14 protein-coding genes are annotated in these 17,347 nt (G+C 64.6%); 6 read left to right on the top strand and 8 right to left on the bottom strand.

The annotated features are described in order from the left end of the window. Positions 1-2,238, bottom strand: coding sequence for a TonB-dependent receptor (locus tag ASD07_RS00625; RefSeq protein WP_082507031.1), 2,238 nt, complete (start codon positions 2,236-2,238; stop codon positions 1-3). 210 nt (positions 2,239-2,448) lie between these two features. On the opposite strand from ASD07_RS00625, the gene ASD07_RS00620 reads away from it, so the two are divergent. Then, positions 2,449-2,856: a hypothetical protein gene (locus ASD07_RS00620; protein WP_055923671.1), complete on the top strand. Its 408-nt coding sequence runs from the start codon at positions 2,449-2,451 to the stop codon at positions 2,854-2,856. Here the strand turns inward: ASD07_RS00620 and ASD07_RS00615 are convergent. Further along, complete coding sequence (locus tag ASD07_RS00615; RefSeq protein WP_055923667.1) at positions 2,843-3,640, bottom strand: isocitrate lyase/phosphoenolpyruvate mutase family protein; 798 nt, start codon at positions 3,638-3,640, stop codon at positions 2,843-2,845. The two genes, ASD07_RS00620 and ASD07_RS00615, sit on opposite strands and share 14 nt — an antisense overlap. A gap of 100 nt (positions 3,641-3,740) precedes the next feature. Here ASD07_RS00615 and msbA point away from each other — a divergent pair, with 100 nt between their 5' ends. Then, positions 3,741-5,558 (top strand): lipid A export permease/ATP-binding protein MsbA, encoded by a 1,818-nt coding sequence (msbA, locus tag ASD07_RS00610; protein ID WP_055923664.1) that lies wholly within the window; start codon positions 3,741-3,743, stop codon positions 5,556-5,558. On the opposite strand, the gene ASD07_RS00605 is transcribed toward msbA, so the two are convergent. Further along, positions 5,559-6,395 (bottom strand): c-type cytochrome, encoded by an 837-nt coding sequence (locus tag ASD07_RS00605; RefSeq protein WP_229207008.1) that lies wholly within the window; start codon positions 6,393-6,395, stop codon positions 5,559-5,561. Positions 6,396-6,479: 84 nt separating this feature from the next. Between ASD07_RS00605 and ASD07_RS00600 the strand changes: the two genes are divergently transcribed. The 3 genes from ASD07_RS00600 to ASD07_RS00590 are packed head-to-tail and all read left to right on the top strand — an operon-like array spanning position 6,480 to position 10,272. Continuing rightward, on the top strand, positions 6,480-6,872 hold the full coding sequence (locus ASD07_RS00600; protein ID WP_082507030.1) for a cytochrome c family protein: 393 nt from the start codon (positions 6,480-6,482) through the stop codon (positions 6,870-6,872). Beyond that, positions 6,869-7,801, top strand: coding sequence for a c-type cytochrome (locus ASD07_RS00595; RefSeq protein ID WP_055923656.1), 933 nt, complete (start codon positions 6,869-6,871; stop codon positions 7,799-7,801). Before ASD07_RS00600 ends, ASD07_RS00595 begins: the two co-directional genes overlap by 4 nt. After that, complete coding sequence (locus ASD07_RS00590) at positions 7,798-10,272, top strand: cbb3-type cytochrome c oxidase subunit I (RefSeq protein ID WP_055923653.1); 2,475 nt, start codon at positions 7,798-7,800, stop codon at positions 10,270-10,272. Before ASD07_RS00595 ends, ASD07_RS00590 begins: the two co-directional genes overlap by 4 nt. On the opposite strand, the gene ASD07_RS00585 is transcribed toward ASD07_RS00590, so the two are convergent. Both ASD07_RS00585 and ASD07_RS00580 read right to left on the bottom strand, forming a co-directional pair. Next, the gene (locus ASD07_RS00585; protein WP_055923649.1) at positions 10,269-11,018 is read right to left on the bottom strand and encodes a YdiY family protein; all 750 of its coding nucleotides are present in this window, start codon (positions 11,016-11,018) and stop codon (positions 10,269-10,271) included. The two genes, ASD07_RS00590 and ASD07_RS00585, sit on opposite strands and share 4 nt — an antisense overlap. 12 nt (positions 11,019-11,030) lie before the next feature. Beyond that, positions 11,031-11,492 carry an Lrp/AsnC family transcriptional regulator gene (locus tag ASD07_RS00580; protein WP_055923646.1) on the bottom strand — a complete coding sequence of 154 codons (462 nt, stop codon included), beginning with the start codon at positions 11,490-11,492 and terminating at the stop codon, positions 11,031-11,033. 95 nt (positions 11,493-11,587) lie between these two features. On the opposite strand from ASD07_RS00580, the gene ASD07_RS00575 reads away from it, so the two are divergent. Then, entirely contained in the window at positions 11,588-11,851 is a 264-nt protein-coding gene (locus tag ASD07_RS00575) for a hypothetical protein (RefSeq protein WP_055923642.1), read from the top strand. Here the strand turns inward: ASD07_RS00575 and ASD07_RS00570 are convergent. Genes ASD07_RS00570 through ASD07_RS00560 form a run of 3 tightly spaced genes read right to left on the bottom strand, consistent with a single transcriptional unit; the run spans position 11,836 to position 17,280 of the window. After that, on the bottom strand, positions 11,836-13,167 hold the full coding sequence (locus ASD07_RS00570; RefSeq protein WP_055923639.1) for an NCS2 family permease: 1,332 nt from the start codon (positions 13,165-13,167) through the stop codon (positions 11,836-11,838). The genes ASD07_RS00575 and ASD07_RS00570 overlap by 16 nt on opposite strands. Before the next feature lie 4 nt (positions 13,168-13,171). Then, positions 13,172-14,788 carry a phytase gene (locus ASD07_RS00565; RefSeq protein WP_055923637.1) on the bottom strand — a complete coding sequence of 539 codons (1,617 nt, stop codon included), beginning with the start codon at positions 14,786-14,788 and terminating at the stop codon, positions 13,172-13,174. Further along, entirely contained in the window at positions 14,788-17,280 is a 2,493-nt protein-coding gene (locus ASD07_RS00560; protein ID WP_055923635.1) for a TonB-dependent receptor, read from the bottom strand. Before ASD07_RS00560 ends, ASD07_RS00565 begins: the two co-directional genes overlap by 1 nt. Positions 17,281-17,347 lie beyond the last annotated feature (67 nt).

The raw sequence follows: 17,347 nt of genomic DNA, 5'->3' as shown, positions 1-17,347 counted from the left end.
TCAAAAATGGTAGTCGAATCGAATATCAAACGTCCTTGGTTCGCTTGGGGCAGCCATGCCGAAGCTGTCGATGGTGACAGGCTGCACCTTGTTTCCAAGGTTTTTCACATGCGCCAAGAGGCTCCAGCTGGCGCCATCGGGACGGTACGCCAGCGACAGGTCGCCGGAGGTGCGCGACGGAACGCGGTACTGCAGCAGCTGGCTGGAGACGCTGATGTTGTAAGCCGCGCTGCGCCGTGCATTGATGCTGGAGGTAAGCGCTGCGCCAGGCACGCGGAAAGTATGGTCCCAGCCAAGAGAGAGGACCGAATGGGGCGCCCGGTCCAGCGCTTGGCCGGCCCATGACACCACGCCATCCGGCTTGTAGCTCACGTAATGGGCATCGAGCAGCGTCAGGGCATAGCTGAAACTGTCGGCGGAAGTCGCACGTAGCTGGCCGTCCAGTTCGAGCCCCCTGACGCTGGCGGCGCCGGCGTTCCGGGTCACGAAGCGCGGCGCGCCGGCAACGATGGCCACGCCGGACAATTGCAGGTTGGTGTAGTCGTAATGGAAGACCGCCAGGTTCAGGCTGGCGCGCCTGTTCCAGAAACGGCTTTTAAGGCCGGCTTCCCAGGATTTCAGCGTTTCCGGCTGGTAGAACAGGGTTTCCGCCGGCACTGCGATCACCGCGGGGCAGGGAATGCCCAGCGCGCTTGATCCTGCCAGGCAGCCGTCATTGAAGCCGCCGGACTTGTAGCCGGTGGCGACGCTGGCGTAGGCCATCGTCGCCGGGGCCAGGTCGAGCTCGGCGCCAAGCTTCCAGGTGGCCTTATGCGTGGCCAGTTTGGCGTCGTTCAGCATTTTGAAGTCGGTGGCGGCGTTGAATTCGCGCGCCTGCTGGAAATTGGTCGAACCAACGCGCGATTTCTCGTCATCCGTGTAGCGCAGGCCGGCAGTGGCGCGCAGCGCCGGCGTCACGCTGTAAGTGAGCTGTCCGAAAGCGGCCTTGCTGCGCGAAACGGTCGGACCATGCGGGAAGACGTAATACGGCGGCAGCTTCACCAGCTGCAGGTCGCGGAAGACATAGAGCTGGTGCGACTCTTCGCGAAAGTAGTAAACGCCGCCCTGGGCTTTCAGCGGCCCGCTGCCGTTGGACGACAGGCGCAATTCGTGGGAATCCTGGCGCTGGTCGCCCCAGAAATTTTCGTGCACGCCGATCGCGAGGGTCGGCAGCACGCGGTAATAGAAATTGGCCAGGAAGTCGTGGTCATTCTTGCGGTGCGAACCAAGGTAATCCAGCGTAGCCGGGCCCAGTTTCCATGACAGTTCGGCGCCAAGACTGTCGGTCGATTTGTGGCTGTAGCCTTGTTCGAGCCGCGTATTGAAGGGCGTAAAGGCGTTGGTAAGCTGCGCATCGCTGCCGGCGTCGAACCATTGCGGCTGTCCCGCGCCGACGCCTTTGTAGAAATTGCTGTCCGGGACGACGTTGTCGATATTGCCGTTTTGCGTGGCATGCTCATAGCGCAGCAGCAGCGAGGCCGAAGGACCCAGCGCCAGTTTGGCCGACAGGCGCGCCGCACGGTCGTCGCGGTCCTGTCCCAGTTCGTAACCGGTGCCCTGGCCGTTGCGCAGGTAGCTGGCATGCTTGTTGACCGCGACTGCGGCGCGCAGCGCCAGCTTGTCGTTGAGCGGGACATTCAACATGCCGGATGCCGTACGCGCGTTGAAATTGCCCAGCGCGAGGCTGGCCGCGCCTTCCCAATGCTGGACCGGTGCATTGCTGATCACGTTCACCAGGCCGGCCGTCGTATTGCGGCCGTACAGGGTACCTTGCGGGCCGCGTAATACTTCGATGCGGTCGACGTCGAGGAAGCCCAGGGTCTGGGCTTGCGGGCGGGCGATATAAATACCGTCCTGCATGAAGGCGGCCGAAGGGTCGCCTTTTTCGGTCACGTCGGAATTCGATACGCCGCGAATCGTGATGCGCAGGCCGTCCGGGGCGCCGTCCAGGTGCACATTGGGCAGGCGCTTGCCGATGCCGGCGGCATTGTCGATGCCGAGCTTGTCGAGTTGCCCTGCGGTCAGCACCGACATCGCGACCGGCGTGCGCGATTCGGGCGCAACGACACGCTGGGCCGTCACGAGGACTTCCGGCAGCGGCTCTTCGGTTTGGCTTTGCGCCAGTACCGGCGCGCAAAGTATGCTGGAGACGGCGGCCGCCAGCATGGTCGGGCGCAGATTCGCCCCGCAATTCGACATGATTACCCCTAGTGCCTTGCTGGATATGATTATTTTTGCAACGTTGATTAAAACTGTTGCTAGCAAAGTTCAAGAGTCTATCAGTTTGGCAACTCCGGAAATAGGGTTATGTAGGCTTTCCCCGACATGGATACGACACGATGGCTGATAGCGTGCCGGCCGCGACGGGCGAATACTGGCGGCAGGCCTGAAAAAGGAAAGGAGTGCATCATGCTTGTACGAAACATAACTTTCGCCTTCACCCTGGCTTGCAGCGCCCTTGGCGCAGCAGTGGCGGCCGATGAGCCGCAATTCGTTACCGGCGGCGTTGGCCTTGAAGAGCGCGGCCAGATGCTGGCCAGTAAGCCCGATTACAACGTGCGCATGACCTTCGCGACGCGCGGCACCGGCGAGTACCGTTCCGACGTGCAGGTTGAAATCTCCGACACGAAGGGGCACACCAACGTCAACGCCCATGACGCCGGGCCGCTGATGTTTGTCAACCTGGAACCCGGCCGCTACCGGGTGACGGCAACGGCTGCCGATGGACAGGTCCAGCGCCGCGAGGTGCAAGTGCAGCCGGGACGGACCAAGGACCTGTACTTCTACTGGAGCGAACCAGCCACTATCGTGCAGTAGACATCAAGGCGTTGAGCGGGCCGTAATCAAAGGCCTGCTCATCGTCGATGGCGCCGGTCTGGTGAAAGCGTTCCATGTACACCCGCAAGCGGCCCATCATTACCTCAGCCGGGGCCGAACCGGCGCTGAGCCGGCGTACGCCCAGTTCTGCCAGGCGCGCCGGCGCGGGCAGGTTCGGCCGGGCCAGCACATTGAGCGGCATCGTTGTGCCTTTGGCAAGGGCGGCCATTTCGCCTTCGTCGCTCACGCCCGGCGCGAACAGGCCGCTGGCGCCTGCCTCCTGGTACAGGGCCGCCCGGCGCAGCGTTTCCGCCACGCGCGCGCCCGGCTCGGCCAAGCCGCGCAGGTAGACGTCGCAACGGGCATTGATATACAGGTCGATGCCGGCCGCCTTGGCCGCCGCGCGTGCCGCGTTGATCTTGCGCGCCAGCAGCTCTGGCGTTGCGCTGCCATCTTCAATATTGATGCCGACCACGCCGGCCTGTGCCAGCTGGCCGACAAACTGGCCGACCACTTCCGGATCGGAAGAATAGCCGTCTTCGATATCGACCGTCAGCGGCAGGGCGCTGGCGCGGACGATGTCGCGTACGGTTTCCAGCAGCAGGGCGGTCGGCAGCTGGGAGCCGTCGGCGTAGCCGTGGCCCCAGGCGACGGCGGCGCTGCTGGTGGCAAGCGCCTTGGCGCCGGCCAGGGCAGCGATGCGGGCGGTACCACCGTCCCAGCAATTGGCGAGCAGCAGGAGGCCATCCTGGTGCAGCGCGTGGAATTGGGTGTCGTTGCGCATGTGGTTTTTTCCTTAACATTGGGGAGCAGGCCATTCTGCCACGGTTCCCGCATTCCTGCTTTGGTACAATTCGGGCTTGCCAATCTCTCCCCACACCATAGTGCAAAGCCGCCAACTCTACGTCCGCCTGCTCAAGGAATTCCTCCCCTATAAGTGGGCCGCCCTGATGACCCTGGTCGGCGTGGGCGTGGCTTCGCTGACCGATGTGCTGCTGATCCGCCAGCTGCAGAACGTGGTCGACGCGGTGCAGCCGGGCGCGGCTGGCGCCGCGCCGCAGAGCGGCGCGCTGGCGACCATCCATGGCTGGCTTGAGCGCATCCTGCCGAGCGACCCCGGCGCTGCTGCCATGTGGGCGATCCCGGCCCTGATCATGGCTCTTGCGCTGCTGCGCATGGTCAGCACGTTCATTGGCGACTACGGCTCGGCGTGGCTGACGCAACGCGTGCAGGCCAATGTGCGCGAGAAGATGTTCGCGCGCGTGTTGCGCCTGCCGAACCGCTATTTCGACCAGTCTTCGACCGGCACCACCTTGTCGCGCATTGCGTTTGATGCGACCCAGGTGACCCAGGCCGGCTTGAGCGTGTTCACCATCGCCGTGCGCGATACGGTGGCGGTGGTCGGCTTCCTCGGCAACCTGTTCGATATCGACTGGAAACTGGCCCTGTTCTGCCTCGTGCTGCTGCCGCTGGTGGCGCTGGTGGTGACGATTGCGGCGCGCCGCATGCGCCGCCTCAGCTCCAGCGCCCAGCAGGCAATGGGCGAACTGACCCGCGTGCTGGACGAAAGCATCGGCGGCCAGCGGGTGGTGAAGATTTACGGCGGCCAGCCTTACGAGGAAAAGCGTTTTGAAGAAGTCGTGAAGCTGAACCGCCAACTGGCGGTGAAGCACGCCTCGACCGCCGCGATGAACTCGGGCCTGATCATGCTGATGGTCGGCGCCACGCTGTCGGCCGTGATCTATTACGCCTTGCTGCGCGCGCAGGCCGGCGCACTGACCCCGGGTGCTTTCGTTGCCTTCATCACCTGCCTGATGTCCTTGCAGGGCCCGATCAAGAACCTGACCAAGCTCAACGAACCGCTGCAGCGCGGCCTGGCTGCGGCGGAGTCAGTATTCGGCTTGATCGATGCGCCGATGGAGGCGGATACCGGTACGCGCAGCGCCGAAAACGTCAAAGGCCGCATCGAGCTGGTCGACGTCGGCTTCCGCTACAACGTGGACGACCCGGAAGCTGCACCGGCGCTGCGTTCCGTGTCGCTCGACATTGCAGCCGGCGAAACGGTGGCGCTGGTTGGCGGCTCGGGCAGCGGCAAGACGACGCTGGCCGGCCTGCTGCCGCGCTTCTACGACGTTGGCAGCGGCCGCATCCTGCTGGATGGCGTGGACCTGCGCGAATACAGCCTGCCCGAGCTGCGCAGCAAGATCGCGCTGGTGAGCCAGGATGTGGTGCTGTTCAACGATACGCTGGCGGCCAATATCGCTTACGGCGATCCTGCGCCGGACATGGCGCGGGTTGAGGCGGCGTCGCGTGCGGCAAATGCGCACGACTTCATCATGCGCCAGCCGCAGGGCTACCAGACCGAGGTCGGCGAGAATGCTACGCGCCTGTCAGGCGGCCAGCGCCAGCGCCTGGCCATCGCGCGCGCCTTGTACAAGGACGCGCCGATCCTGATCCTGGACGAGGCGACCAGTGCGCTGGATACCGAGACCGAACGGCAGGTGCAGGCTGCGTTGGAAAAGCTGATGGAAGGCCGGACTACGGTCGTCATCGCGCACCGCCTGTCCACCATTGAGAACGCCGACCGCATCGTGGTGATGGCGGCCGGCTCGATTACTGAGCAGGGCAGCCACCAAGCGCTGCTGGCGAAAGGCGGCATCTATGCGCGCCTGTACCAGACGCAGAAGCAGCTGGACCAATAATCACCTGGCGGGCTGCAGCAGGTAGGCCGCCATGTCGCGCGCATCGCGCTCCGGCACCCCAAGCTGCGGCATGGCGGTGCCGGGTTTGACCTCCTGCGGCGTGCGGATCCATTGCACCAGGTTTTCTTGCGTTGCGGGCAGCTTGCCGGCAATGAAGCTCCTGTGCGCCAGTCCGCCCAGGTCGGGTCCGACGTAAGTGAGCGGGCCGGTCACTCCGGGGATGTGATGGCAGGACTGGCAGGCAAACTGGGTCAGCGCCAGCCTGCCGCGCTCGCGATCCGGCGCGCCGGCCGGCGCCTGCAACGTTCCTGGCCGCGGCAGCGGTGCCGGCTTTGCGATGGCGGCATATTCTGCGGGGGTGATGGCCGGCAGCGCACCAAGGAAGGCGACCACGTCCCACACTTCCTGCTCGCCGAGGTGGAAGCGCCAGGCAGGCATCCCGCTCATCTTGATCCCATTCGAGGTAATCCAGTACATCTCACGCGCCTTCCAGCGGCGCGCCGCATCGGCCAAAGGCCCCGGCACCGGCTGCATGCTCAATCCGATCACGCCCATCGGCATACCAGGCCCGCCATGGCATTGCTCGCAGTGCTGGCGAAAGACGGCGCCACCACGTGCTACGGCTCCCGCAGCCGCCGGCGGCGCAACGATATCGCGCGCATGGAAGCGCACCGACTGCTGCATGCCGCGCTCAATCAGGGTGTGCACGAACTGGAAATGCGGCCTTATCGCCGAAGCGTCATACCAGCCGGCTTGCAGCACCAGCGCAGCCGCCAGCGCCCCGGCCAGCAGGGCCAGGCACAAGCTCGCAGCGGCGGTAGCAATAAGGCGACGCACAATCGGGAAAGGGGCGATGATGTCTTGAATGAATTATAGGGGCCGGCAGCGGGAAGGCAGGGACGATTCGTGCAAGCAATCACTATGCGTTTATGGAAAAAGGGGCTGACGGCGCGCACCGCCATGGCCGCGCTTTTGCTGCCGTTCGCATTGTGTGCCTGCCAGCCGCGCAAGCCGTACCCGCCAGCCGGTGACGGCGGCGACCCGCGGCGTGGCAAGGCCCTGCTTGCGCAGTTCCAGTGCGGCAGCTGCCACTTTATTCCGGATGTGGAGGCGGCACGCGGCAAAGCCGCACCATCGCTCGCCGAATTCGGCTTGCGCAGCTATATCGCCGGGCGCTGGCCGAACCAGCAGGCCAACCTGGTGCGCTGGATTTCTGCGCCGCAAAGCATGGATCCCGCGACCCTGATGCCGGACATGGGCGTGTCTGCCGACGACGCCCGCCATATCGCGGCTTATCTCTATTCGCTCAAATGACGCCGGCCCTGCAATCGGTCCTGTCGCCCGCAGGGCCGGATGCGGCGCTGCTTAGCCGCTTTGGCTGGATGCTGTTTGGCGCCGGAACCCTCATCTTCCTGCTGGTTGCGCTGCTGGTCCTGGCAAGCGTTGTTCGCAAGCGCGGCAGGTCGTGGTCGCGCAGGCTGGTGGTGGGCGGCGGTTTGTTGGTGCCCGTGCCCTTGCTGGCGGCGCTCATGGGATGGTCGGGCTGGCAGGCCTCGCTTATCTCCTGGCCGTTCTCGGGGACCCGCATCCAGGTGACCGTAACGGCGCACATGTGGTGGTGGGAGGTGCGCTACCGCGACACGGTATCTGGCCGGGAGGCGGTACTTGCGAATGAGCTGCGGCTGCCGGTAGGCGAGCGGGTGTATCTTGCGCTTGCTTCGGTGGACGTGCTGCATGCGTTCTGGGTGCCGGCGCTGGCGGGAAAGGTCGATATGGTGCCGGGGCGCATCCATGGGCTGACGCTGCGCGCCGATGCGCCCGGCCGTTATCGCGGCCAATGCGCCGAATATTGCGGCATCCAGCATGCCGCCATGGCGCTGGATGCGGTGGCGCTCGCACCCGGGGATTTCGATGGCTGGCTGGCGCGCCAGGCTGCCCCTGCCGTAAGCGGCGCGGCGGCGGGAGCTGTTGCGCGCCGCGGCCGCGAAGTCTTTCTCGCGGCGCGCTGCAATGCCTGCCATACGGTGCGCGGCGTAAGCGAGGGTGGCACACTGGGGCCGGACCTGACGCACCTGGCGAGCCGCAGCCACATTGCGGCCGGTGCGCTGCCCTTGAGCCGCGCCGCATTGACCGGCTGGATCGCTGACCCGCAGGCTGCCAAACCCGGTGCCCGCATGCCGCACAGCCGTCTGCCGCCGGACCAACTGCAAGCCTTGGCCAGCTGGCTGGAGACCTTGCAATGAGCGAAGCGCGCGCTACTCCGAACAGCCTCCCGCGCCCGCCCGGCGAGTACGAGGCGCTTGAGCGCGCATGGCGCAAACCGGCCGGCTGGCGCGCGCTGACCGCCGTCAACAATACCCGGATCGGCCGCCTGTACCTCGCAACCGCGTTTGGCTTTTTCCTGTTTGCTGGCGCCCTGGCGCTGGCCATGCGCCTGCAACTGGCCGTCCCCGGCAACGACTTCCTGGCGCCCGGCACCTACAACCAGTTCTTCACCATGCACGGCACGGTGATGATGTTCCTGTTCGCCATCCCGATGGTGGAGGCCATTGCGGTGTTCCTGCTGCCTGGCATGCTGGGCGCACGGGACTTGCCATTCCCGCGCCTGTCGGCCTATGCCTATTGGGCCTATGCCTTTGGCGGCGCCGGCTTCATCGCGACCCTGGCTTTCGGACTGGCGCCGGATGGCGGCTGGTTCATGTATCCGCCGCTCACCGGCAAGGAATATTCACCCGGCTTGAATGCAGACTTCTGGCTGCTCGGCATCGGCTTCATCGAGATCTCCGCGATTGCGGGGGCAATTGAGCTGATCATCGGCATCCTGTTCACCCGTACGCCGGGTATGACACCGGCGCGGATACCGGTCTTCGCCTGGTCGATGCTGGTGGTGGCCGCGATGGTGGTTTTCGCTTTCCCGCCACTGATTGCCGGTACTGCGCTGCTGGAACTGGAAAGGGCTTACGACTGGCCATTCTTCATCCCTGCGCGCGGCGGCGATCCCGTGCTGTGGCAGCACCTGTTCTGGTTCTTCGGGCATCCGGAGGTGTACATCATCTTCCTTCCGGCGGCCGGCATGGTGTCGTCGATGCTGCCTGCGCTGGTGCAGACACCCCTGGTCGCGCGCCGTGCCGTGATTGTCTCGCTGGCGGCGGTTGGCACGCTGAGCTTCGCCCTCTGGATGCACCACATGTTTACGGCCGGCCTTGGGCAGCTGGAAACTTCCCTGGTGTCGGCTGCCAGCATGGCCATTGCGGTTCCGACCGCGGTACAGGTGTTCGCCTGGATTGCGACGCTATGGCGGGGCAGGGTGCAGCTGAACGCGCCGACGCTGTTCATTCTCGGTTTCCTGCTGGTGTTCGTATTCGGTGGCCTGACAGGCGTGATGGTGGCAGCAGTGCCGTTCGACTGGCAGGCGCATGACAGCTACTTCATCGTTGCCCACCTTCACTACGTGTTGGTGGGCGGGCTGGTGTTCCCCATGTTTGCGGCCGCCTATTTCTGGATGCCCTTGTTCAAGGGGCACCGCATGTCGGAGCCATGGGCGCGCTGGGTCTTTGGCCTGGTATTTGGCGGCACTAACGTGGCGTTCTTCCCGATGCACATATCGGGGCTGCTCGGCATGCCGCGCCGGGTCTACAGCTATGGCACGGAAATGGGCTGGACGGGCCTGAACATGGCCAGCACAGTGGGCGCTTTGCTGCTGGCTGGCGGGGCCGCTCTGTTCCTGATCGACCTGGTGCGAACCCTGCGCCGCCCGCAACGGGCGCACGGCAATCCATGGCGAGCGAGTTCGCTGGAGTGGCTGCCGCAGGATGAATATGCGACACGCAGCCAGCCGGAAGTGCGTTCGGCGGAACCGCTGTGGCGGCAGCCGCTCCTGGAGCAAGAGGTGGAGACAGGCATGCATTGGCTGCCAGGCAGCGTGACCGGCAGGCGCGAGACGCTGGTGACCGGCTGGCGCGATGCGCGCCCCAGGCATTTGCTGGTGCTGCCGGGCGATAGCTGGCTGCCTTTCCTTTGCGCCTTCGGCACGGCGGCATTCTTCCTGTTGTTGACGCTGCAGCTAGCCATCGCCGCCTGGCTGTTCGGGGCCCTTGCCATCGCGACGCTCGTGGCCTGGCTGTGGGCGGCGGACCGGCCGCCCGCTGCTGCCCAGGCGTTGGTCGCAGAAGGTGTGGCGGTGCCGATCGGGGCACAAGGGCGTGCATCGCATTCCTGGTGGGCGACCTGGGTGCTGGTTGTAGTGGATGTGGCGATTTTCGCTTCGCTGGCCTTCACGCTGGTGCACTTGTCGATGAAACTGGAGGTGTGTCCGCCGCCGGGCGCGCACTTGCCGGACAGGCCGTGGCCATGGCTGCAGGCGTCCTTGCTCACGGCCAGTTCGGTCCTGGCCTGGTGGAGCGGGCGCCGGCCGCTGCAATGGTGGCCGATATTGGCGGCGGCGACGTGCCTGCTGGGTGCTTTTGCGGCAGACCTGGGAGCGCACCGGCATGCTGGCCTTGCCCCGTCGGGCGATGCCTGGAGTGCCTCTGTGGCAGCTTTATTGTGTTACGAAGGCCTGCATGCGTCCGTGCTGGCGCCGGCAGCGATCTACCTTGCGGCACGGGGGAAACTGCGGGCGGCCAGCCGTGCCACGCTGGATAACACGATCCTGCTGTGGCACTGCGCCGTTGCGCAGGCGCTGGCAGGGCTGGCTTTGCTGTACTGGCTTTAGAAAGAGTAGACCAGCGTTACCGATGTCTGGGTGTCGGTGTTTTGCTTGTCGATCGGTACGGTGGAGTCGTTGATGGCGCTGAAAGCGGCCTTCATGTGCATCGAACCGTTGATGCGCGCGCTAAGCGAAGTTTCGGAAGTCGAGTGCGTGTTCCAGGAGGCGCGTTCCACCGTCAGCATCTGCGCAAACGTCGCGCTGTCGCTGAGCTTCCAGCGGAAAGCTGCGCGGCCACGCAGCACCAGGCCGCGATCTTCCTCGCCGTTTGCGCGTGTCGCTTTGAAGAAACCCGGGCCGGCTTCCATGTCCAGGGTCTTGTTGTCGCTCTGGTAGACGCGGAAGCCATGACCGACACCGACGCTGGCGCTGCGGGTGTATGCGCCGAAGCGGTCTTCGGAGAAGGCGCCCAGGACAAACAGGGTGGAATTTTCTTCGAGCAGTTTGTAGCCGGCCTTGGCGCCAAACTGGTAGCGTTCAGCCGAACGCTGCCTGGTCTCTTCGCCGTTGACGCGCGCGCGGTCTTCCTTGAAGTAGCCGTTGCCGGTGTACTCGTTGCTCCAGCGGAGGGTATCGTGCAGGACTTCGAACCTGCCGGTGACGGATGTACCGGCAGTATTGCCACTGGTGGTAATCGCGCCGATTTCGGCGGACAGCATCAGGTTGCCAGTGTGATCGACTTCGTTGTCTTCTGCCAGTGCGTTGCCAGCGGCCAGGCCGGAGGCGAAAATCAGGGGGATCAGGTATTTCATAACTGAATTCTATCAGGGCTCTACAGAATGTGCCCGCTTCAGGCAGCGCAACACGAAGGTCGAGCGGCTGTGGCGAATGCCGGGCAGTTTATACAATTTTCGGCGCAGGAACTCTTCGTAACCCGCCGTGCCGGCCACGGCAACCTTGATCAGGTAGTCGTATTCGCCGGTCAGCAGGTAGGCCTCCATCACTTCCGGAAGCTCGGCCAGCGCGAGGCCGAATTTGTGCAGCATGTCGTCGTCGTGGCGGTCCAGTGTGACCTCGATGATGACGGTGTCCGGCAGGCCGAGGGCCTGCTGGTTGAGCAGCGCAGTATACCCCTCGATCACGCCGCGCTCCTCCATCGCCTTGACGCGGTTCCAGCACGGAGTGGTGGACAGGCCCACGGTTTCGGCCAGCTTGGTATTGCTTAGACGGCCATCCCGGCGAAGTTCGCGCAGGATTTTGCGGTCCATTTCATCAAGGTGTTCCATGAATTCGGATAAATGAAGAAGATTCTTCTATTTTACATGGAAATCGGGGCAAAGTTTGGATGCCTATTCCGGCCTGCCAGCCGGATAATCTTCATATGAATACCGAAAAGAAAACCTTCCGCCTGCGCCTCGACCGCTGCTCCGCCATGGATGCTGCAGAGGCGGTGCTGGCGACGCTGCGCCGCGGCGGCGTCCAGCTCCATGCGATGCGCATGGCACCGGGTGTGCACGGCATGAACCTGGACCTGGATGTGGCAGCCGAGGGCGAAGATGCCCTCGTGCTGGCCCGGATGCGCCTGTGTAACCTGATCGGCGTGCTGAAAATTCGCGTGCAGCCGCGCGCCTACGCGCCGATATAAGCGTATTTGAAACTGAAGACGATGGCGATGACCCACACGATCGGCTTGACTTCCCGGAAACGGCCGGTCAGCAGTTTGAGTGCGGCGTAGGTGATGAAGCCGAAGGCGATGCCGTGTGCAATCGAATAAGTGAAGGGAATCAGCAGGGCGGTAATCGCGGCTGGAATGCATTCGGTGGTTTCATTCCAGTCGAAGTCGCCGAGGTCGCGCAGCATCAGGCAGGCGACGAACAGCAGCGCCGGCGCCGTGGCATAGGCAGGCACCACGCCCGCCAGCGGGGCAATAAAGAGGGCCGCCAGGAACAGCAATGCCACCACCAGCGCGGTGAGGCCGGTGCGGCCGCCAGCTTGCACGCCCGAGGCGCTTTCCAGGTATGCGGTGGTGCTGGAAGTGCCGAGGATGGAGCCGGCCACAATGGCGGTGCTGTCCGCCAGCAGGGCTTTATTCAAGCGTTCCATCTTGCCGCTGACCAGCAAGCCGGCGCGGCTGGCGACGCCCATCAGGGTACCGGTGGCGTCGAACAGTTCGACCAGGAAGAACACCAGCACCACATTCAGTACGCCGACGCCGAGCGCGCCCGGCACGTCCAGTTTCAGCAAGGTGGCGTCCAGCGATGGCGGCGCGGAGAACACGCCATGGAACTGATTCCCGGCGAAGAAGAAGCTCAGCACAGTGACGGCCATGATGCCGATCAGGATCGCGCCTTTGACTTTCAGGCGGTCCAGCGTAACGATGAGCAGGAAACCGACTACGGCCAGCAGTGCAGGAGGCTTATGCAGGTCGCCCACGGTGACCATGGTGTTTGGATTGGCCATGACAATGCCGGCGCTCTTCAAGGCGATCAGGCCGAGGAACAGGCCAAGGCCGACGGTGATGGCGATGCGCAGCGAACGGGGGATGCCGTTGACGATGGCTTCGCGCAGGCCAAGCAGGCTGACAAGCAGGAACAGGCAGCCGGAAATGAAGACGGCGCCCAATGCAACCGGCCATTTGATGCCCATGCCGAGTACCACGGCGTAGGCGAAGTAGGCATTCAGGCCCATGCCTGGCGCCATGCCGATCGGGTAGTTGGCGTACAGGGCCATGATGGCCGTACCGAGTGCGGCGGCCAGGCAGGTGGCGACAAACACTGCTTCTTTCGGCAAGCCGGCGTCGCCCAGGATGGCCGGATTGACGAAGATAATATAGGCCATGGTGAGGAAGGTGGTGATCCCCGCCACCACTTCCGTGCGCACGTCGCTGCCGGCTTCCTTGAGTTTGAATAGTTTTTCTACAATCGACACGACTGCTCCCCGGTTTGAACTACCGGGGAGCATACCACTACAGCAAGCCCAGCGCGCGGGCGATATCGTCCCATGCAACATACTTGAAATTTTGTGCGCCATCGGGCAGGCGCTTGTACCCGTCCTGCACCACCAGCATGCCGCGCGCAAAGCGGCCGCCGAGGTTGGCGGAGGTGACATCCAGGCCGTCGGTCTCCGAGGCGCCATCGATGCCTGCTTCGGGGTTCATGCCGATGCGGAAGCTGCCGCGGATGCGGTGCGGGGGCATGGCGTCGGCCACCACGTAACTGTTGCTGCCCTGGCTGGAGACGACCAGGTAGCTGGCACTGGCGCCGTGGTAGATGGCCATGCCTTCGACGTCAGCGCGCAGCGGGCCGCCGACCGGCAGGATCATTTTCGGCTCTGCCTTGGCATCTGCGCGGGCGTCGATGCTCCAGACGCCGCGCTTTTCTTCACCGGCGAACAGGCGCCCGTTGCGGTCGTCGGCAACACAGCCTTCAGGCTGGGTCGCCAGCTTGAATCGGCGCACCTCGGCGGCGGTGAAGGATCCGGCCTGGCGCCCGATGCGGTATTGCAGGTAGCTGCCGTCCTTGTCGTTGACAAAGGCCTGCAGGCCGCCGCTGGCCGGCTGGTACAGGCAGATGCCGTAAATCTTCTCCAATGGGGTCGGGAAGCGGGCGGCTTCCGCCACTATGCCAGCGGCGTCGATGGTGTACAGCACCAGCGAGTTCTCGTCGCGCTGGGTGGCAGCGGCGAGGTCGTAGGCTTGGCCGTCCAGCATGACGCCCTGGCGCAGGTCGACGTTGTTCAGGCGGCCCGATTCGAGCATTTGCAGCTGGCGGCCTTGCAGGTCGTAGACATGCAGCCCCTGCTTCTTGTTCGTGCCGAGCACGCGGCCCTCGGCGGGATGCTGGCGATCGATCCAGATCGCCGGATCGTCGGCCGCATCGCCCATGCGCGGCATGTTTTCGGTCTGCACCTGCGCTTGCACGACGACTGCTGGCGGCAAGTCGGTGTGCAACGCAATGGTGCGGCGGACCTTTCCGTCGCGGCCAAGCAGGGACACGCCTTCCCGGGCTGCTGCCAGGCCGTAGGCCGCGCCAATCGCCAGCGCGCGGCGCCCAGGGGGGCCTTCTGCGTCGGCATTGTAGGCCCAGACGCCCATGCCTTTTTCCGCAACGACCAGGCTGGCGCTCGCATCGTGCACCACGCATTGTTCGCTGTGCGGAGGCAGGGCAAGCTTGCGCAGCAATTGTGGGCGGCCGTGCAGCAGCCATTGCTCGGCCTGGCCGTCTTTCCCGGCCAGGAATGCGTACAGCAGGCCCTGGCCATCGCGGTAGAGGCAGGCGGCTTCGGGAGCAAGGGCGGAGCCGTCAAGTACCGCGCTGCCTGCCAGCGTGGCGCTGGCAGTGTCGACTGCCACGGCGATTGCGCGCTCGGTATTGGCGTCGACGACCAGCGCGGTGCCGGCGCGGTAATCGAGATGGCGGCCGCGCAAGGCCATCCGGGCGCGCTCGGCGCCATCCGCGGCGCGCAAATGCAGGCCTTGTTTGTCGAGCGACAGGGTGGCGCCGCCTGGGAGGGCAATGGTGTCAGCCGCGGCAGCGGGCAAGGCGCAGGCCAGCAGGAACGCGAGGCAAGAGAGACGGCGCATCAGAACACGCTCGCTTTCAGGCCCAGCTTATAGGTGCGGCCGTATTGCTCGTACTGGGCGTTGTGCGACTTGACGCCCTGATAAACGTAGTACTTCTCGTTACCCAGGTTGGCGACATCGAATCCCAGTTGCAAGCCTTTGGACAACTGCCAGGACAGGGAAAAGTCGACCTGCTTCTGTGTATCGACAATGCGGTCCTGTGCGCCGTTCAGCAGGTCCGAACCCAGTTCCAGCAGGTAGGGCGACTTGGTGTTCAGCGCAATACGGGTGCTGACCGGGCCGGCTTCGTAGCCTAGCATCAGGTTCATGACCCGATCAGACTGGCCCGGCATCGGGATGCGGCGCCCGAGCATTGCGCCGGCCTTGCTGTCGAAACGTGCGATATTGGCGCGCGAGCCGGTCACGGCTCCATTGGCACCGACCAGCAGGCCATTGAATGGAGCCGGCAACATGCGCAGCGGCTGCTGCCAGGACAGCTCGAGACCCTTCACCTTGGCCGTGTCGCCATTGGCGTAAGTGGTGGCACTGGTGTAGCCGGCCCACTGGCCGCTGCCGGCGAGATTGGTGGTATAGGTGAAATCCTTGATGTCCTTGTAGAACAGGTAGGCCGACAGCATGCCATCGTTGCCGATCACGCGTTCGACGCCGAGGTCAAGATTGTGCGATTTGAGCGGGTTCAGGTCGGGGTTGCCGATCGTGGCTTCGGTCGCGCTGGCCAGCGCGACGCCGGGCGCCAACTGGCTGAAGTTGGCGCGCACGACGGAATTGGTCCAGGCGCTGCGCAGGCTGGTGCTGCGGTCCAGATCGTAGCGTAGTTGCAGCGATGGCAGCCAGCTGGTGTAGGACCGGCTGCGCCGCAACGGCGTGATGGCGCTGCCATTGACGCGCACGCCGGAGGCGTCGAAAGCGGTGTGCTCGGCGCGCACGCCCGCCAGCAGGCGCCAGTCGCCTTGCGACAGGGTGTTCTGGAAGTAGGCGGAATCGATATCCTCATTCAGGGCGAAGTCGTTGATGGCGGATTCGGCTGCGAGGCGGGCGGCATTACGGTCCAGCCCTGCAACGCGGGCGCGGATCGCGGCCGGATCGATGGCGGCCCCGATCTGGCCGAACGGGTAATCAAGCTGGCGGCCTTGCACAAACGATGCCATCGACAGGGAACCGCTGACAGCCTTGCTGCCGTAGCTCCACTGGTTGCTGTCGCTGGTTTTTTCGCGGCGGCTTGCCTTGGCGCCGAATTTCAGCGCCGCGTGCATTTCGCCCAGTTCGAAGACATGCCCGAGGTCGAACTTCAGGTGCTGCCCGGTATCCTTTGAGTAGCGCTGCTGCAGCGTGATCGCGTTCAGGCTGTAGCTGGACGGATCGTAGGCGGAGGCCGGCGCAGTCAATGCCGGGCGTTCGCCGTTAGTGAAACTGATGCCTTTGAAATTGGCGGCGCCGCGGAACCGGCCATCGTTCAGCGCCTCCGGCGTATCTTCGTCAGCCTTGCTGCGGCCGGCCTGGACGCCGAGCAGCCAGGCGCCGAGTTTTTGCTGGGTGCCGAGGACGGCAGACTGGATTTCCTGCGTATATTTGCGCTGGCGGATGCGGCGCTCGAGGCGGGCGCTGGCCGGGACGCCTTCGGCCAGGGTGCCGCCGCTGACGTTGCTGACGGTCAGGCGGTCGCGCACCTCGTCATCGCTGAAGCGGCTCAGGAAGGTACGCAGGAACCAGCTATTGCCGGCTTGCGGCAGGTAGTCCAGGTTCAGTGCCGCAGCCCGGCGTTCGCGCACCGGCAGGTAGTCGCGCAGTTCGAAGCCCGACAGGCGTTCGCCGTCCCACGCACCGCCCGTTTCCACGTTATCGGAACCGAATTTTCGTCTTTCTCCGCCCAGGCCTACCGCCACACCAAATTTGCCGTCGCCAAAACGGCTCGCCCACAACATGCCTGCACTGGGGCTGTTCTTGCCGGTGTTCTGGTCGTGCGAGGCGGCCGCGTTCACGGTCAGCAGTGAACCTGGCAGGTCGAAGGCGGACAGCGACTTGACTTCGACGGTGCCGCCAAGCGAGCTGGCGTCCTGTTCCGGCGTCAGGGTCTTGGTGACTTCGAGCGAGCGGATCAGGCCCGCCGGCAGCACGTCGAGCGCCACTGCGCGGCGGCTCGCTTCCGGCGACGGCACCAGCGCGCCGTTGATGGTGACCGCGTTCAGGTCGGGCCCCAGGCCGCGCACGGTGATATAGCGGCCTTCGCCCTGGTCGCGCTGCACGGAGACGCCCGGCAGGCGGGCCAGCGCTTCGGCGGCATTCTTGTCGGGCAGGTTGCCGATATCGTCGCTGCTCAAAACGTTGATGATGTTGTCAGCCTTGTCCTGGGCCGCGATGGACTTGGCCAGCACTGCGCGCTGGCCGGTAATGACGACGCTGGCGCCTGCCAGCGAAGCATCCGCACCCTCGGCGGCGATGGCATTGGCCAGTGTCAGGACGCCGGCGGCGAGAGCGCTCAATTGGGTTTTCATTTGCATTCTGTTTGGAGTGGAAGAATGCAGCGGATTATGTGAAGCCTGGATGACAGCCTGGTTACCC

It is taken from the genome of Duganella sp. Root336D2, from assembly GCF_001425005.1.
GTDB lineage: Bacteria > Pseudomonadota > Gammaproteobacteria > Burkholderiales > Burkholderiaceae_D > Rugamonas.
This window is presented reverse-complemented; position numbering and strand designations above follow the sequence as displayed.

Coding starts and splice junctions, on each gene's coding strand:
- ASD07_RS00625 (WP_082507031.1), bottom strand. CDS start 2,238: ATGTCGAATTGCGGGGCGAATCTGCGCCCGACCATGCTGGCGGCCGCC.
- ASD07_RS00620 (WP_055923671.1), top strand. CDS start 2,449: ATGCTTGTACGAAACATAACTTTCGCCTTCACCCTGGCTTGCAGCGCC.
- ASD07_RS00615 (WP_055923667.1), bottom strand. CDS start 3,640: ATGCGCAACGACACCCAATTCCACGCGCTGCACCAGGATGGCCTCCTG.
- ASD07_RS00600 (WP_082507030.1), top strand. CDS start 6,480: ATGCGTTTATGGAAAAAGGGGCTGACGGCGCGCACCGCCATGGCCGCG.
- ASD07_RS00595 (WP_055923656.1), top strand. CDS start 6,869: ATGACGCCGGCCCTGCAATCGGTCCTGTCGCCCGCAGGGCCGGATGCG.
- ASD07_RS00590 (WP_055923653.1), top strand. CDS start 7,798: ATGAGCGAAGCGCGCGCTACTCCGAACAGCCTCCCGCGCCCGCCCGGC.
- ASD07_RS00585 (WP_055923649.1), bottom strand. CDS start 11,018: ATGAAATACCTGATCCCCCTGATTTTCGCCTCCGGCCTGGCCGCTGGC.
- ASD07_RS00580 (WP_055923646.1), bottom strand. CDS start 11,492: ATGGAACACCTTGATGAAATGGACCGCAAAATCCTGCGCGAACTTCGC.
- ASD07_RS00575 (WP_055923642.1), top strand. CDS start 11,588: ATGAATACCGAAAAGAAAACCTTCCGCCTGCGCCTCGACCGCTGCTCC.
- ASD07_RS00570 (WP_055923639.1), bottom strand. CDS start 13,167: ATGCTCCCCGGTAGTTCAAACCGGGGAGCAGTCGTGTCGATTGTAGAA.
- ASD07_RS00565 (WP_055923637.1), bottom strand. CDS start 14,788: ATGCGCCGTCTCTCTTGCCTCGCGTTCCTGCTGGCCTGCGCCTTGCCC.
- ASD07_RS00560 (WP_055923635.1), bottom strand. CDS start 17,280: ATGAAAACCCAATTGAGCGCTCTCGCCGCCGGCGTCCTGACACTGGCC.